This is a genomic window from Vibrio sp. MACH09 (assembly GCF_033238805.1).
GTDB lineage: Bacteria > Pseudomonadota > Gammaproteobacteria > Enterobacterales > Vibrionaceae > Vibrio.
Genome location: NZ_BSFZ01000002.1, coordinates 754,871 through 771,920 on the forward strand (window position 1 = coordinate 754,871; position 17,050 = coordinate 771,920).

Annotated in this window: 15 protein-coding genes; 8 read left to right on the forward strand and 7 right to left on the reverse strand. The window is 41.8% G+C overall.

Annotated elements, in window-relative coordinates:
- Positions 1-11 precede the first annotated feature (11 nt).
- The 3 genes from CHJ_RS18700 (at position 12) to CHJ_RS18710 (ending at position 3,550) form a co-directional block, all read left to right on the forward strand.
- Positions 12-1,790, forward strand: a complete 1,779-nt coding sequence (locus CHJ_RS18700; RefSeq protein WP_171751160.1) for a glycoside hydrolase family 13 protein — start codon at positions 12-14, stop codon at positions 1,788-1,790.
- 4 nt (positions 1,791-1,794) lie between these two features.
- Positions 1,795-2,682, forward strand: coding sequence for an ROK family protein (locus CHJ_RS18705; protein WP_317918599.1), 888 nt, complete (start codon positions 1,795-1,797; stop codon positions 2,680-2,682).
- Positions 2,683-2,752: 70 nt separating this feature from the next.
- Positions 2,753-3,550, forward strand: a complete 798-nt coding sequence (locus CHJ_RS18710) for a TrmB family transcriptional regulator (RefSeq protein ID WP_171751266.1) — start codon at positions 2,753-2,755, stop codon at positions 3,548-3,550.
- A gap of 153 nt (positions 3,551-3,703) precedes the next feature.
- Here CHJ_RS18710 and CHJ_RS18715 read toward each other — a convergent pair whose 3' ends face one another.
- The 3 genes from CHJ_RS18715 to CHJ_RS18725 all read right to left on the reverse strand — a co-directional run bounded on the left by CHJ_RS18715 (position 3,704) and on the right by CHJ_RS18725 (position 8,558).
- Positions 3,704-6,148, reverse strand: a complete 2,445-nt coding sequence (locus tag CHJ_RS18715; RefSeq protein ID WP_317918600.1) for a molybdopterin guanine dinucleotide-containing S/N-oxide reductase — start codon at positions 6,146-6,148, stop codon at positions 3,704-3,706.
- 31 nt (positions 6,149-6,179) lie between these two features.
- Positions 6,180-7,268, reverse strand: coding sequence for a NapC/NirT family cytochrome c (locus CHJ_RS18720; protein WP_171751157.1), 1,089 nt, complete (start codon positions 7,266-7,268; stop codon positions 6,180-6,182).
- Positions 7,269-7,433: 165 nt separating this feature from the next.
- Complete coding sequence (locus CHJ_RS18725; protein ID WP_317918601.1) at positions 7,434-8,558, reverse strand: hypothetical protein; 1,125 nt, start codon at positions 8,556-8,558, stop codon at positions 7,434-7,436.
- Between the two features lie 216 nt (positions 8,559-8,774).
- Here CHJ_RS18725 and CHJ_RS18730 point away from each other — a divergent pair, with 216 nt between their 5' ends.
- On the forward strand, positions 8,775-9,326 hold the full coding sequence (locus CHJ_RS18730) for a helix-turn-helix domain-containing protein (protein ID WP_171751155.1): 552 nt from the start codon (positions 8,775-8,777) through the stop codon (positions 9,324-9,326).
- A 179-nt stretch (positions 9,327-9,505) separates the two neighbouring features.
- A complete protein-coding gene (locus CHJ_RS18735) occupies positions 9,506-10,132 on the forward strand; it encodes a PolC-type DNA polymerase III (protein ID WP_411861590.1) in 627 nt (208 codons plus the stop codon).
- 35 nt (positions 10,133-10,167) lie between these two features.
- On the opposite strand, the gene CHJ_RS18740 is transcribed toward CHJ_RS18735, so the two are convergent.
- Positions 10,168-10,542 carry a nuclear transport factor 2 family protein gene (locus CHJ_RS18740; RefSeq protein WP_171751153.1) on the reverse strand — a complete coding sequence of 125 codons (375 nt, stop codon included), beginning with the start codon at positions 10,540-10,542 and terminating at the stop codon, positions 10,168-10,170.
- A 107-nt stretch (positions 10,543-10,649) separates the two neighbouring features.
- Here CHJ_RS18740 and CHJ_RS18745 point away from each other — a divergent pair, with 107 nt between their 5' ends.
- Positions 10,650-11,525, forward strand: coding sequence for a LysR family transcriptional regulator (locus CHJ_RS18745; RefSeq protein WP_317918603.1), 876 nt, complete (start codon positions 10,650-10,652; stop codon positions 11,523-11,525).
- A gap of 54 nt (positions 11,526-11,579) precedes the next feature.
- On the opposite strand, the gene CHJ_RS18750 is transcribed toward CHJ_RS18745, so the two are convergent.
- Both CHJ_RS18750 and CHJ_RS18755 read right to left on the reverse strand, forming a co-directional pair.
- Positions 11,580-12,533, reverse strand: coding sequence for a LysR family transcriptional regulator (locus tag CHJ_RS18750; RefSeq protein ID WP_317919212.1), 954 nt, complete (start codon positions 12,531-12,533; stop codon positions 11,580-11,582).
- A gap of 214 nt (positions 12,534-12,747) precedes the next feature.
- Positions 12,748-13,182, reverse strand: a complete 435-nt coding sequence (locus tag CHJ_RS18755) for an HPP family protein (RefSeq protein WP_317918604.1) — start codon at positions 13,180-13,182, stop codon at positions 12,748-12,750.
- A gap of 95 nt (positions 13,183-13,277) precedes the next feature.
- On the opposite strand from CHJ_RS18755, the gene CHJ_RS18760 reads away from it, so the two are divergent.
- Complete coding sequence (locus CHJ_RS18760) at positions 13,278-13,832, forward strand: TetR/AcrR family transcriptional regulator (RefSeq protein WP_317918605.1); 555 nt, start codon at positions 13,278-13,280, stop codon at positions 13,830-13,832.
- Positions 13,833-13,876: 44 nt separating this feature from the next.
- Here the strand turns inward: CHJ_RS18760 and CHJ_RS18765 are convergent, their stop codons facing one another.
- Entirely contained in the window at positions 13,877-15,289 is a 1,413-nt protein-coding gene (locus CHJ_RS18765) for a PLP-dependent aminotransferase family protein (protein WP_317918606.1), read from the reverse strand.
- A gap of 585 nt (positions 15,290-15,874) precedes the next feature.
- On the opposite strand from CHJ_RS18765, the gene deoC reads away from it, so the two are divergent.
- Positions 15,875-16,651, forward strand: coding sequence for a deoxyribose-phosphate aldolase (gene deoC / locus CHJ_RS18770; RefSeq protein WP_317918607.1), 777 nt, complete (start codon positions 15,875-15,877; stop codon positions 16,649-16,651).
- The last annotated feature ends 399 nt before the right edge of the window (positions 16,652-17,050 follow it).

A 17,050-nucleotide genomic window follows, 5' to 3' on the forward strand; every position in this document is an offset into this window, starting at 1 on the left:
AGGAAATAACCATGATTACGAAGAGTTCTCTAACACACTCGGCAAAGAGTGCGGACAGTTACGCCTATGATAAAGAGACACTACATATTCGATTGCGTAGTGCTAAAGGAGAAATTGAGCGTGTTGCCTTGTGGATCGGTGACCCTTATATCTGGTCTGAAGGAGGACTCGATGGGGGGAATCTTGGTGGCAGTGACGCCCATGGCTGGATTGGTGGCAATGAAGTTGCCATGGAGCTAGAAGGCACAACTGAACACCATGATCACTGGTTTGCGGAATTTAAACCACCTAAACGCCGAAGCCGCTATGGTTTCATTTTATATGGAAAAGATGGTGAGAAAATACTGTTTGGTGAGAGACGTTGCGTAGACTTATTGGATAAGAGCGTTGCAGAAGCAGAACTGTCGAATATTAGTAACTTTTACTGTTTTCCTTATATTAACCCCCGGGATGTACTGGAGACACCTAATTGGGTGCAAAAAACGGTTTGGTATCAGATCTTCCCTGAACGTTTTGCTAATGGTCGGCCAGACATTTCGCCGGATAATGTTCAGCCGTGGGGAAGTGTTCCTACTGCCGATAATTTTATGGGCGGGGATTTATGGGGGGTAATTGATAAACTGGATTATCTGCAAGATTTAGGGGTAAACGGACTCTATTTTTGTCCAATATTTACCGCTAATGCGAATCATAAATACGATACTGTCGATTATTTTAATGTTGATCCTCACTTTGGTGGAAATAAGGCGTTTCATGCGCTTATCAAAGCGGCGCATCAGCGTGGAATGAAGGTGATGCTGGATGCGGTGTTTAATCATATCGGTAATAAGTCGCCACTATGGCTAGACGTGGTGGAAAAGGGAGAGAAATCCAAGTATGCCGATTGGTTTTGGATCAAAGAGTTCCCTGTCTACCCTGATTTACCTAAGTCTGAGTGGGATCACTGGAACTTAAATTTTGAAACATTCGCCAATGTGAGTGAAATGCCAAAGCTCAACACTGAAAATGAACAGTGCCGACAATATTTATTGGATGTCGCTCGCCACTGGGTGACAGAATTTGACATTGATGGTTGGCGTTTGGATGTTGCTAATGAAGTTGATCATGAGTTTTGGCGTGACTTTCGTCGCGTCGTAAAAGGTATCAAACCAGACTGTTACATTCTTGGTGAAATCTGGCATGAGGGAATGCCATGGTTAAGAGGTGAGCAGTACGACTCGCTAATGAACTATCCACTTACCCAAGCTATGACTGATTACTTTGCACTAAACACCTGCAATAAAGAAGAGTTTATGGACTCGGTGAGCCGATGTTATATGGACTATCCACGAAACGTTAATGAAGCGATGTTTAATCTTCTTGATAGCCATGATACCACCAGAATTCTAAGTTTATGTGGTGACAATAAGAGCAGAGTAAAGCTGGCTTACTTGTTTATGTTTACTCAGGTTGGCTCCCCATGCATTTACTACGGTGGAGAGATAGGTTTGGATGGCAGAAGAGCAATGGGATCCGAAAACAATCGTAAATGTATGAACTGGGATACTGAGTCTCAAGACCTAGAATTGCGAGCGTTCATCCAATCCCTTATCGAACTTAGAAAACAACATGACTGCTTAAATCTACCTTATGTTAAATGGTTACCGATCGATAATTCTAGCTGCATTGCTTATCAACGAGGCCCATTGACGTTTGTTATAAACAATTCTGAACAGTCAACGCAAGTCACTATTGGGGAGCAAAAGGTTGAGCTTGCAGCTTATGGTTATCAAATAATGGGTCTTAGTTAGTTTCATGAACATCGGCATCTCAATCGATCATAACAAGCTGCACTGTTACGTCGGTAAAACGGTGCATAAAGAGCTGTATCGAACGAGTGGATTGCTTCCTGAAGGCTACTATTCTCAACTTCAAGCGATTGATAATCTGATTAATACCATTCAGAGGCGTTTTGGAAAAGCCAAGTTTCTTGGTGTGAGTGTGTCTGAGAATTGTCTTAACTACGATGCTGATGATCAACAGTTAATGGCTCGATGGCATGATGATATTGAACAGAGAACAAGGCTTCAATGTCACATGGTTAAGCACAGCCAATCTGCTGTTCTGGCAGAATCTATTCGGGTGAAACCCTACCAAAAAGACAAGGTTATGGGCGTGTTTCTCGATCATAGCTGTGGGGTAGAAGTGGTTGATAAATGTCGACAACAAGATATAGCAAAACAATGCGTTCAGCCGTGGGCGCACTCTTTGCTACCAGAATTTGATAGCTTTACTGATGGATTAACGCCTGTTTGCCGATGCGGAAATGAGATGTGTATTGAACAGTTTATTACCGTAGAAGGTATTGAGCGCCAGTATCATCAAGTGGTTCTTAAAGACAAATCATTATCTGAAATATATACAGAAATAGGCCAGTGCCATAGCCATGCGGTGAGGATATACCGTGCGTTTCTTGATCAGTTGGCACGTTCACTGTCAATGCTAGTCGATAGGTATCGGCCTGCTCATATGGTTCTATTTGGATCGGTGGCTAGCTATCACTCGCTCGCGAGCGATTTGAAGTTGGCGTTAGCTCGATATTGTGACTGTTCATTATTACCGCACATTGCTTTATCGCAGCTTGACGAGTTCGTTTACGCTCAAGGCGCCTCCATGCTGAAGATGCAAAAAATAAAACAATAATTTACAAACACTTCCCAAGGAGTGGTAACCTATATAAGAGTTTAATATGAAACAAATTAGAGGAATACTTGTGTCTGAACTTGTCGTGAAGTTAATGGATTTTGGATTCACTAAAACAGATGCCCTTGTGTATATTAACCTGCTAAAAAATGGTCGCTCTAGTGGTTACAAGATTGCTAAAGAAATTGCCCTCTCACGTTCTTCTGTCTACTCATCTATCGATAATTTGTATAAAAATGGCTACATTTTTATGTCTGATGGAGAGACTAAAGAGTACGAAGCAAAATCACCGGAACTGATTTTTAGCCAAATAGAAAAAAAGACGGTTGATAACATTCATATCCTCAAAAAAGAGCTGTCAAAAATGATGCTCCATGAGGAAAAAGAGTTTGTTTACAATGTCTCTGGCTTTGACAACCTTATTCAAAAAGCCAAAGAGATGATCAATCAAGCTGGCTTAGAGATCTACCTGAATACTGACTTTCATCTGTCCCTTTTGGACAAAGAGATATGTGAAGCGATAGAGCGTGGTGTCCGTGTTATTGGATTCTCATTTAATAAGGTGGCCTTGCCTCATCCACAAATGGAGTTATATTCTCGTTCAGATACTGAAGAGCAAGACTATCCGTCTCACCGCTTTATGCTGGTTGCTGATATGAAGCTGGCGTTAATGTTCTCAAACCGAGAAGAATCTATTGGTTTATTCTCCAATAATCGCTTAATTGTTAAAATGATTGCTGAGCATATCCACAGTGATATTTACCTCACCGAATATGAACGACTTGAACCAAATAAACGTTTTCGGGTAAATACCATACACGAACAGTCCAACGCTATGGTTCAGGACGATTTAAACAAGCTAGATTAATTCCGTTATTGTTTGAAAAGGTGGCGAAGGTAAACTCTGTTGATTAAGTTGGTAAGTTAAAACTAGAGTCAGTGGTTGTTTGTTGGTTCAAGCTAAACCGTCATAATAAAAGGGAGCTTTCGCTCCCTTTATACATTTTGCTCTGTTACTTTGTTAGGCATTTTTAGGTGGTGTAAATGCCATTAGTTCAGGCGCCGAGTTTTTGTATTTTTCTATACGAACTAATGATGAGTTTGCCGCACAGCCGTTAGATAGGCGAGATGCAGGAATATCACGAGTCAGTACGTTTGGTCCACCATTGCGACATAAACCATTCTTATCTTGATCTGGCCACGCTCCTTCGTGTACACAAACGGTACCAGGTTTAATGCCATCTGTTACTAACGCACCAACTAAAATTTCCCCACGGTCATTATACGCACGGACGAGATCGCCGTTTTTGATTCCGCGAGCTTTAGCATCTTCACTGTTTATCGTTATAGGTTCGCGGTTGGCTACTGCGTACTTATCGCGTAACTTAGCGTAGTTAAACTGACTGTGAAGACGGTGGGCTGAGTGAGAAGTGATCAGCGTAAGTTCTCCTTCTTTCGCGTTACCTGCCCATTCGCCGGGGACCATCCAAGTAGGATGTGCTGGGCAATCTTCAAGAGCAAAACTCTCTATGGTTTTAGAGTAGATCTCAATCTTACCGGACGGTGTCCCTAGAGGATTCATTACCGGATCGCTACGGAATTTCTCATGACGAACAAACTTAGCATTCTTCTTGTTAGGCTTCATCTCGATGAGTTCGTTTTTCTCCCAGAATTGCTGGAATTTCGGCATACGAACACGAGCACGTTTTGCTCCTTTAGCGGCTTCGTCATAGAAATATTTCAACCAATCCATCTCTTCTTTGCCTTCAGTAAAGATGGCTCGACCCTCTCCGGGCATCAGTAATTCAGACATACGCGCAAATACTTCAAAATCGCTTAAGGACTCAAATTGAGGGTCGATGACTTTCGGCATAGGAACTATGTGTTGTTTAGAGTAGTCACCGGTCATTGTCATATCATTACGTTCAAATGATGTTGTAATCGGTAATACAACGTCGGCGTGTTTGGCTGCCGCTGTCCAGTAGATTTCTGACACAACAGATAACTCAAGGCTTTGCCATGCTTTTATTAGTCGGTTTGTGTCTTGATGATGAGTGAAGTTACCCCCGCCAGTCCACCACACTAACTTAAGATTCGGGAAGGTAAGTTGATGACCGTTATGCATGTACTTCATGCCCGGATTTTCAATCGCTTCAATAATACGGGCCGCCGGTACAGCATTGACCGCCTCTTTGGATGCTGAGCGTGCACCGGATTTTCCTGCTTTTCCTACAGTGGCTCCCATGGCCGGTAGAACGCCGCCATCGCGAGTTGGGTTTCCTCCGTTAGAGTAATGGTAAGAGAGACCAAATCCACCACCTGGCAGGCCAATCTGTCCGAGCATAGCCGCTAGAGTAGCAAGCATCCAGTGGCGTTGTTCGCCATTTTGTTGGCGTTGCATAGACCAACCTGACATAAGCATGGTTCGATTTGAACTGAATATATCCGCCAAAACTTCCATCTGTTTGGCTGGTACACCACAGATCTCTTCTGCCCACTGAGGTGTTTTTGGAGTGCCGTCAGTTTTGCCTAAAAGATAGTCTTGGAACTTGTCATACCCTACGGTGTATTTGTCTAGGAACTCTTTATCATGCTTGTTTTTATTTACAAGAGAGTAGGCAATACCCATCATCATTGCAGTATCAGTGTATGGATGAGGTGCAATCCATTGTGCTGCATCGCCAAAAAAGTCGATTGTTTCAGAGCGCATTGGATCGATACAAATGAGTGTTTTACCTGACTTTTTAAGTTGATGAAAAAACTCAATCCCTGAGTTTTCTGTAGATGTCCATGCGATACGCAGAGTGTTCATTGGGTTCATTCCCCAAAGTACAACCACGTCAGAGTTTTCCATCACAACAGGGTGTGTCGTTTGCTGTTCATAAACTTCAATCGAGCCCATTACGTGCGGCATAATGATCTGAGATGCCCCTGTTGAATAGTCACCTAAGTGGCTTGTATAACCTCCAGCTAGGCTCATATAACGACGTAGCAGCTCACGTCCTTTATGAAGGACGCCAGACGAACGCCACCCATAGGAACCTGCGAATACAGATTCATCACCAAATTCCCCTCTAATGCGGATATGTTGATCGTGAATTAGCTTAAGTGCTTTGTCCCATGAGACGCGAACATATTCGTCTTGACCACGCGGTAATGCAGGGTTTTCTGGATTTTCTAAATAACTTTTACGTACCATTGGATACTTGATACGTGCTTTTGTATGCACCTGATCCGGCCCGGTCAACTGTAGGCTATTTGGTACCGTTTTTGGCAGAGCACCTTCAGTTGAGACTAATTGGCCGTCTTTGACTACCGCATATAATGGTCCCATACGAGATGCGGTTAAAACACCTTTACCTTTTGTTTCTGCATTTACGCTCATCGGTACGAGCGACGAAATAGCTACTGCACCGGCAGTGGCACCTGTACCTTTCAAAAAACTACGGCGGGTAAGATTGTCCATCGTATTGTTCCTTTTGTTTTAGTATTCAGAGTTAATGGCTCGACCCTGCGATATCTTTCGCATGGTTTTGGAAGTATTTTGTTAGAATTTCAAGATCCAGTTCAGAAATATCCGTGCGATCTCCCATGCCTTTGGCGACAGGACCCCAAGCATTGACTGTGAAATGAGACGCTGGAATTTTTGCATGGCATGCAGAGCAGTAGACGTTATCTAACTCTTCAGCATACGCCCAAATAGGATCAGAGGACTGCAGTACAGGAGCTTCTATTGTGGCGATCAGTTCGGCGGTGCGCCATTTATTACCGTAATCGTCTTCTTTGTAATTACCAACTTTTAGTTGGCCTTGTCCTGATTCGGTTAACGAGGCAATAATCGAGCGTTGTCCTTCTCCCATATAGAGTACTTTTTCCGCTCCTAGCATTTGGTAGCCTTGCAGTAAAACCTGTCGTTTACCGTCTTGCCCACCTATCACATCTAGAGATACTGCTGGGTTAATCGTTCCAAGCTCTCCCATTTCAGATGAACTGACGGTATATATATGTTTGGCGGAATCGGGTGTGGATTGTGCTTCAGCTAATAGATTCTCATACGCTTCTGAGTCCATTTCGGCTGTTGGAGGGAAGTGTGCGACCCCTTTATGACACTCTATGCACGTAAGGCCGTTCTCTTTACCGTAATCATGCATTTTGACTGCGTCTTCCGACTGCTCGTAGGTATCCATTGCGACAAAGTCGTGACATGAACGGCAAGTTGCGGAGTCATTGGCTTTCATTTGATCCCAGACCATTTGTGCCATGCCCATACGGTGCTCTTCATACTTATCTTCGCTATCAATTTTCCCAGTGACAAACTCATGATAAATGTCTTTAGATGCACGTATTTTTGTCCAAACGTAGTCAAGAGGTTCAGAGGGAATATGGCAGTCAGAACACTCTGCACGTATGCCTTTGGCATTGGAGAAGTGTATCGACCCTTGGTATTCTTCATACGGAATTTGCATGCTGTGGCAAGAAAGACAGAATTCAGTATCAGAAGTGGCATGCATTATGGCCTGCGTACCTCCGAGCGTAACCCAACCAATTGCTAACCCAATCAATAGAATTACTATTGTTTTTTTCATGTTTTTCACCGTATTAGTTAATTTTTGTTTCTAAATATCAGAAGTTGGAATTGTTCGTATTAATCCTTTATTACGTACAATAGACCTATATAATGAACGCATTGTACGTTATAAAGGACAAATTAATCAATATAGAGGATTAGATCTCTGTCAATGAAATGGCTTTTAAAGAGAGTGTGAGTGGCCGTTGTTATCTTTTGCTTTCACTATTAAGTAGCGAGATACAATGACTATGCAGACCAGTGCGCCTGCAGAGCCGCAGTAGGTCATAACGTAGTGCAACAATATTTGGTAGGGGATGAAGAGAGTAATAAAATAGACACCAATACCAGAAAAGATGCAGGTTAGCTTATAGCGAGTGCATTTTTCGTTAGGAATGTGCATTGATACACAAGTCCAAATAATAGGACACAGTGTGCTGTATATTGCGACCAATATGATAATGGCATAAAAATCACCAATAGCACCAAAGATATGGTTAGCTAACAACAGGTTAGGTATTTGAGCATGGCTAGCTTGTTCAATATTACCAATGTGGTTAAGGCCCATAATAATATTAATCATAGGCAAGCCTAATGCGACAACCGCGATGGTCATCTTAGTATAGTAAAAGCGGTATGAACGTAATTGTGATCCCATGCGTCCAACCATAGCGGACACAAGTAGCACACAGGCTCCGCCATAAGAGAGACCAGCACTAATGGCATTTGTACCAGCGCGAACCACAGAAACATCACCGTTAATGACAGCACGGTTTCCTTGGTTTATTAATGGATAGAACTCACTAGCAGAGATAACACCAATACATAGAGTGAGTACGATTAACAATGGGCCCAGTTTGCTTATGATTTTTATTAGATTGTTTAGTCCGGCAATGGCGGTTATTACCGATAGAACAACTGCGATGGCTGAGCCTATAAAGAGCGGAATTCCCCACTGTTGCAATAAAACACTGCCAAAGCCGGATACCATAAACACGTAAGCACATGCATTAAAGATCCAGGCAAAGAGTTCAAACAGCTTGCCAATTAACGAACCGGTATAAAACCGAGAGATACTTTTTAAGTCACAAAGGTGGCGAGTCCGGCCGGCGTATGCATAAGCTGAATAGGTTAGATACATCATAAAAAACGAGATAGCACCTACCAGCAATGAATCCCAGATAGAGCCCCAAACGGAGAAAAATTGCACGGTTTCTTGGCCAGTAGCAAAACCTGAACCAACTAAATAGGCGAATAGAGCACCAATTTGAGTCGACAATTTGCCTAAACTCATTGTTTGATTACCCATGCTTATTATTCCTAAGTTACCTATGCCAACTACTGAGCTTCAATTAGATTTGGAGCTTGATATAAGTACAGACGTTCACTATATTGTCCGTCTGTACGACATAGTGTTATTTATCGATCTATCAATGTCAATTCTGCTTATATGTTCTGAGACTATACGCAGACTGATGTGAACCAATGATATTGAATAATTTTATTTGAAAAAAGGTGATGAATTATGGACGACTTTTCTGTTTTAGGAGAAAAACTCAAAAGCACCCGTAGTAAAATGGGTTTAAGTCTCAATGAAGTTTCTGCTAGAACAGGTGTGAGTAAAACCATGCTTAGCCAGATAGAACGTTCTGAGTCTATGCCGACTATTGCGACCATTTGGAAAATAGCTAATGGTCTGAAGATCAAATTAGAAACGTTACTCGACAACTCTAGCAAACTTTATGACGTAAAGAGTATCGATGACACGATTGCGATTAAGAATGATGATGATCGTTTTATTATCCACAGTATATTTCCTTTTTCACCTACCAGTGGATACGAAGTGTTCTATGGTACTTTTAAGCCCGGGTGTAACTATTGCGATCCCACTAGCCATGAGAACAGTACAACAGAGCAAATATTTGTTTCTCAAGGGGAGTTAGAGATGGAGATTAAAAATAAGAGTTATCAATTGAAATCTGGTAGCTCTATTTCATTTGATTCGAAAGACCCGCATCGATATATAAATTCAAGTAGCAGCGATACCCATGTGATGATTATTGTTAATTATGAGTAGTAAGCTGCATTTATACCTATGTGAGTAAGTCAGTTTGTAAATGGCAGTGTTCACGCCACGTTTCAAGACAATTTACACTGGCAGAGCCAATAAACACTTTTCTCTTAAAAGTCGATCAAGGTAAACTCTGCCACTGTTCTATAGAACGATAATCATCCCTTAAACTATTGCTACTGGAAATTGCTGTGTCATTAGATTCTTCTGCTAACTCCGTTATTGTACTTGACTTCGAAACCACAGGTTTGTCGCCTAACCAAGGTGATCGTGCCATTGAAATCGGTGCGGTAAAATTAGAGCAAGGAGTTGTTACAGATCGCTTTCAGCGCCTAATGAATCCGGGCTTTAGAGTGAGTCGGTTCATAGAAGGGTATACTGGAATCAGTAATGAGATGCTTAGTGAAGCGCCGAGCTGTGCTGAAGTAATGGATGAATTTGCCGATTTTATCCAAGGTAGCAATTTGGTTGCTCACAACGCATCATTTGATAAGCGTTTTTTAGATGCCGAGCTTGGCCATATTCAGCGTCGTTATCATGGTGACTTTGCGTGTTCCTTATTGGTATCTCGACGTCTAACCCAGAATGCTCCTTCTCATAAATTAGCAGAGTTAGTCAGTTTTCACGGCATTGAGAATGATGGGGTGTTTCACAGAGCACTTGCGGATGCTGAAGTGACGGCAGCACTTTGGTTGGTGTTTGTTGATCTGTTGAAACAAGATTTCAATATTAATGATGCTTCTTTTTCGCTAATGAAGAAAATTGCTAAGACACCAAAGGGGTCGGTGCGCAACTTTCTTCATAGCCAGTGAAAGCACCTTGAGGTCACTTGAGTATAGCTAATAGATTAACGCTCACCCTGTACTTCAAAATCATCGCTAATAAGACGAGCACAACCGTCCTCTTCGATGACCCAATGCTCGCGGTGTACAACGCCAAACGCTTTGTTCATTGTCCAACTTGATGTGAGAATATATCCCCCTTCTGGATGTGGTTGCCACTCCACGTCTTCATACTCGACATCGGCAAACCCTTGGTCGATGATATTCTGCCAGAATGATTCTATCGCCTCTCTGCCCTTAAACTCGCCGAACGGACGTGCGTTCATAATAGAATCTTGGGTATATTGTGCGGCACAGCCTGCGGCATTTTGACTGTTGAATGCTTGTTGCCATAATGCAATGCCTTCTTTGCAGGCATCTAATACTGTATTTTCTGACATGATGTTCTCTACCTTAAATAAATGAATACCCGATAAGATTAGCGATATTATTGTTATTGAAAAACAGAGGTATTAGAATTGATTGTTTAATTATACTGGACAATCAATTGAATAGATTACGACAAATGTCGCTGTTTGCCCATATTGTAGATGCCGGGTCGATAACCTCGGCGGCAGAATCTTTGCAGCTATCCAAATCGGTAGTCAGCCAACATTTAAAGTCTCTTGAGTCTGAGTTGGGAATTGTGCTGCTTAAACGAACTACTCGACGACAGTCTCTTACGGTTGCTGGGGAGAGTTTTTATCAACGGTGCAAGGAGCTGAATAATGTTGCTGATAGTGCTTGGTTACAAGCACAAGAGACACTAGAAGTGGTTAAAGGTGAAGTAAGGATAACAGCGCCAAATGCATTAATGGAAACGTTGGTCGCTCCGGTCATTGGTGAGCTGTTACAACAGCATCCTTTGATTGAACCTGTTCTTATCAGTAGTGATCACCATTTAGATTTAGTGGCGGACAACATTGATTTAGCGATACGGGTGGGACACTCCAATGAGAGCAGCCTTAAGCAGAGACGAATTGGACAATTTCGAGATGTACTGTGTGCTCAGCCAAGAGTAATAGCCAGCGGCAACATAGAACAGGCTATGTATATTGCGAATGTTTGGCAGAGCCAACATATCACCCACCGCTTTGCGAGTCATACGTTAGATAGCTTTGTTTTTACTACCCGGGCAAGATGTGTTGCGAACTCGTTTTACACCTGCTTATCTCTGGTTCAGTCAGGAGCTGGTATAGGGTTGGTGCCTGATTTCTATTTAAATCAATTGGACGGCTCGCTATCAAATGTGTTTCCTCAGCATCAACTGCCGGTTAATCCTATTTACGCGCTGCATCCTTACAACAAGCATATCCCATTAACGGTGAAGATCGTTTTAGCTGCGATTGAACAAGCTTTGCTAGAAAAACAGGTCACGAGCTAGTTACACATTAATGGTACGCTCTAATAAGAATTGTTATGTCTGCCTATTTTGAGATTATTTGGCGATATATAGCTCGCTATAGTTGTCTATGTAACTCTCCCAAAATGCCGGTTGGCCAATATGCTGTTGAACCGCTTGGATAAACTCACTAACTAGTGGTGTTTGTTTACGATGAGGGTAAAGGGCGTAAATGCCAGTATCCATGGTAGAGAGCGTGTAATTGGTTAGCAGTGCATGCAATCCCAGTTCGGTAATTGGCCGATCAAGATTAAATAGATCAATTTGGCTATAACCTAACCCTGCCTTCACGGATTCCACTAATGATCTCACGTCACTTACTCGGTAGTTTCCGACCATTTTATGGTTATTGAACTGTGTACCATAAGGTTGTTCACTTATTCTCAGCAGATCTAAAGTTACGTCAGCGTTGCTATAAATCACTGCAGGTAGCGCAATAAGTTGTTCTGGCGTTGATGGGCATCCGTGCTGATCTAAAAACTCTTGAGAGGCAACAATGGCGAAGTTGGTTTTGGCAATTTTTTTAGCGATAAGATTGGAGTCAGAAAGCTTGCCTACACGAAAGGCGAGATCAAAGTGGTCGGCAATAATGTCGGACTTTTTATCATCCATTGAGAGTGTAATCTGTACGTTGGGATGTTTTTTTAAAAATTGCGTTACAACGGGTTGTAAATACTGTTGCCCAAAATAGACGGGCGAAGTAATGCGCAATGTTCCTTTTGGGGTTGAGTGATAAGAGTCGGCAATATTCTGGATTTGAGTTAAGGTTTCAGTCAAAGTATAGGTTTGCTGTAAGATTTCTTCCCCCGCCGATGTTAATGAAAAAGATCGTGTTGAACGATTGAGTAAACGGACTCCTAACGTGGCTTCTAGCTTTTTGATCTGTTTAGACAGGGTGGAGTTATCCATATCATGCAGTGTCGCGGCCTTGCTAAAGGAGCCTTGCTGGACAATGTCCATAAACAGAGTGAGTTGATTGGTTATCGACATCGCAAATCCTATAATTGTATCTGTCTGAACGTATATCTTGCCAGCTTGCTGTCCAGCAAACTCATAAGGTCGCTTACTTTTCAGCATATTATGTTTTTATCTTACTGTGGTTTTGACGTTATCACAGCAGGTGGATCTCACAAACCGCTATTTTAACTAGCGTATCAATAAAATGGCGAATGAGAGAGAGGGGTTAACTCACGCTCCCTTATCATCAACGAAGTTTCTGAAAGAGTTTACCCATAACGACAATAATAACCGTTCCTAGCAGTACAGGCGTCACTAAAAAAAAACAACTTTGACCACTTAACATGATTAATAATGGATTGGCGCCGGCAGGTGGATGTGTGGTTTTGGTGAGTAGCATGGAACTTACCGCAAGACCTGTTGCTATTGAGAGACTGATAGCATTGACAGGCAATAGAGTGACAAATACCACACCAATAAAGGCGGTAATTAGATGGCCTAAAATCACGTTTTTTGCTTGAGCTAAGGGACTGTCAGGTACGCCAAATACCAATACTGCAGTCGCTCCAAAGGGAGCCATAAGTAAAACAAATTCAGATTGAAAACTATCGGCATAAGCGAGAATAGCGATAGTTAATGTCGCTCCTAATCCAGAAAGCAGTGCGAAACGAAATGTGGCCATAATCAACTCCTACAAGTAGACCAACCTGTCTACCTTGATATGGTAGACAGATTGGTCTACTTGTGTCAAGATGCTTTTATCAATGGAGAACTGTTATGAATGAGAAAAGAGCATTACTGATTGAAACGGCTTTAGATCTTTTTTATCAAAAAGGGATTAACTCGGTTGGTATAAATGAAGTGTTGAAAACATCGGCTGTTGCTAAGAAAACACTCTATCATCACTTTTCAGGTAAAGAAGAGCTAGTGTTAGCCGCATTGCAGCGTAGAAACGATATTTTTTTGCAATGGTTAGATGAGCAGTTATCGACTGCAGAAAACGATAGAGAGTTGGTTGAGGTGCTGTTTCATGCATTATCACGTTGGCTTAACGATCAGGTCGCAGAGTTAGCGATTTTTCGTGGCTGCTTTTTCATCAATACCGTGGCCGAATATCCAGATGGTACCAGCACGATTGTTCAATACTGTGTGGAACATAAACAGAGAGTGCGCGCTATGATTGCTGCGCGTTTACAAAATGATAATCCAAATTTGTTGGATCTTATTTGTTTGCTAAAGGAGGGGGCCATTGTATCGGCACAGACCTGCCAAGATAAGCAGGCTGCGGAAAAAAGCCTTGCTGTTGTTATCCAGTCGGGTTACCTGGATTAAGCACCTCACTAGCGAATAGAGTAGGTGATTATATTGTGGAGAAGTTAAGTTAACATCGCTCTGATCAGCTCACCTAGCCGAGTTATGGCACGTTTTTCTTTCTCACTACAATCAAAAGACGCATTCATACGAAAACAGTGATTGAAGTGTTCTCCAAGTGAGAACATTTTTCCTGGCGCAATACTGATGTTTTCATTTATTGCTCGTTGATAAAGTTCAGCAGCGTCTAGATGTTTGGGCAGTTCTACCCACAAAAAATATCCGCCATCTAAGTAGTGAATATCTACTTCTTCAGGAAAACAGTTTTTGGCCTCATGCCATGTGGCGAACTTATTAGTTTCTAATTTTCTGCGTAATACCCGTAAATGATTCTCATAGTTGCGTGTCGACAAATATTCAGCAAACGCCAACTGAATTGGAGCGCTTACAGAAAGAGCACTCATTAATTGAAGTTTCTGAATGGCTAAAGACATATCTCCGGCAGCGACCCATCCAATACGATAGCCAGAAACCAATGACTTGGAAAATGAAGAGCAGTGTAAAACATGATTGTTAGTGCTAAACGCTTTCGCTGGAAGCGGCTTTTTATCCGTAAAATAGAGTTCAGCGTATACATCATCTTCAATAAGATAGACTTGGTATTTTTCCAGCAACTCAACCAGTCGACGTTTTTTATCGTCAGACATGGTACAGCCGGTCGGATTTTGTACATTAGTCATAAGCCAGCACGCTTTTACTGGGTGTGTTTGAAGTGCCTGTTCTAACGCTTCAAGATCAATCCCTTTTTGTGGATGAGTTCGTATTGATAGTGCTCTTAGGTTGAGTCGTTGTAGCGCTTGCAGTGAACCATAAAACGCGGGGGATTCAACAATAACCCAGTCTCCAGCTTGTGTAAGTGCTTGCAAACATAAGTTGAGTGCGTCTAGCGCTCCAGCGGTAATTATAATTTCGTCCGGGTGAATATTCATTCCTTGGGCTGCATAGCGTTGGGCAATGATATGACGTAATTTTTCGTTTCCTGGCGGAAAATTATACAGTGCGCTGGCGATAGGCATGGTTTTGACCGCCGTCATTAGTGCTTTATTTAATTGATTTCTTGGAAATAAACGAGCATCAGGATAGACCGAACCGAAACCTATGACATGGGGTTTTCGGCTCTCTTGCAGTACTTCAAAAATAAAGTCGTTAATATCGATATTTTCTGAAGAGTCGATAGCAATACTTGACTCCCTAGGTATGGATTTACTGACTTTTGGGGCGACAAAATAACCAGAACGCGCGTGAGATGTAATCCAACCTTGGCTCTCTAAAACTTGGTAAGCTTGCATAACGGTCATTAAGCTCATATCAGACAGCTTAGTCTGTTTTCTTAAAGAGGGGAGTTTGTCTCCTACTTGCCAAACTTCATTTTGAATCTGGTCACGTATTTGATCTACAAGCTGTTCGTATTTAGCCAAGAAATCGTCCTTTATGTAAGAAAAGCAATGGGTTAAATCTATTTTGTAACTGTTATAGAAAAACTGTCACTATCTGTATCTACATCAGTATGGGAAGAATAATTACACTAAAACTAGTAGAAACATGGTTTAAACTTAATGATTATATTTTGCTATGTGAAGTAATAAATCAAAGAAACAGAAGCTTACTAAGTAATGATTGGGTTAAGAAATAGCGGCTCACATCATAAGTGAGGATGTTTCATTTAACAAATCTAAAACCAAATAAACGCCCGCTGTCATCCAGATACCTATACTCTAATAAATAAGGTAAATGATGTTTGATAGTTCTTTAGCAAGAGAGTTTCTCTCTTGCTATTTTTTTATGTATATCAAAGAGTAATTTGCGCTCGGTTTCATCTGTTATAGTAATATTGCTCAATTCTGTATCTATTCTATTTTTTAGCCAGTTTTATACTATCCGTGCTCTCAAATGAAAGGGCATGGACTCGAATCACTATGATTTAATAGCGGTTCTGAGGATAACTTCCAAGGATTGGAGGAAGAAGTATATGTTTGATCTTCACACTAAGAACTGGATTTAAATTGAATGAATTACAAATTGCAGCTTTGCGAGCACTTAAGCTAATGGATCTCACCTCTTTAAACGATGATGATACCGATGAGAAAATAATCCAACTGTGTAAAAATGCTAAGACACCAGTAGGAAACACTGCCGCTATATGTGTGTATCCTCGCTTTGTTCCTATTGCTAAAAAGCAGTTGCGAGAGCAGGGAACGCCCCAAGTTCGTGTTGCTACCGTGACCAATTTTCCTCATGGTAATGACGATGTTGATATTGCTGTCGCTGAGACCAGAGCTGCCATAATGTATGGTGCCGATGACATTGATGTCACCTTTCCATATCGTTCCCTTATCGCTGGTCGAGAAGATATTGCTTACTCGATGATTGAAACGTGTAAGTTAGAATGCAGCGAAGCGGGGGTACTCTTAAAAGTGATCATAGAGTCTGGTGAACTTCCCGATCACTTAATCCAACGAGCCTCTGAGATCTCCATTGAAGCAGGTGCTGATATGATCAAAACATCAACGGGCAAAGTGCCAACTAACGCGACCTTGAATGCCGCAGAGATCATGTTAACCACCATCGCTAAGTTGGGGGCTAAAGACAAGGTCGGCTTCAAAGCGTCAGGTGGAGTTCAGACTGCGGAGGATGCTCAACAATATTTGGAAATTGCTGATCGTCTATTTGGTATGGAGTGGGTAACAAGTCGATTTTATCGTTTTGGTGCTTCGAGCCTGTTAGATAATTTGTTGAATACATTGGACAATAACAAGACAGTGACTTTAGGTGAGTATTAAGCAGTCACGATGTCAACGACACGGATAGTCAATCGATAGCTCTTGTTCGGCAGTAATGTGGAGTAGTGAGCTTTAATGGTATTTAGGCGCTAAGTGGCTATTGTTAGCGCCTTTGTTGTAGCTAGGGTCTGTTGATCTTTCGCGACTACTTTTGCAGAAGATAGTACCAACAAACGCTACCCGAAGGGGTCATCTGAAAACGTCTTGAGCTGTGTTTTGAGTTGTTTACATAGAATAACCATGCTGCTCTCCTCATGCTTTGCTCAAACCGCTTTCAGATTGAACAAAATCTGTTCTCGAAAGATCAACCGCCCCTATTCATTTGCTAAGTTAGCTTGCCAATATGTAAGCACAAAAATGTGAATATTCAGATATGTATTACACTGTACATAAAGCTTG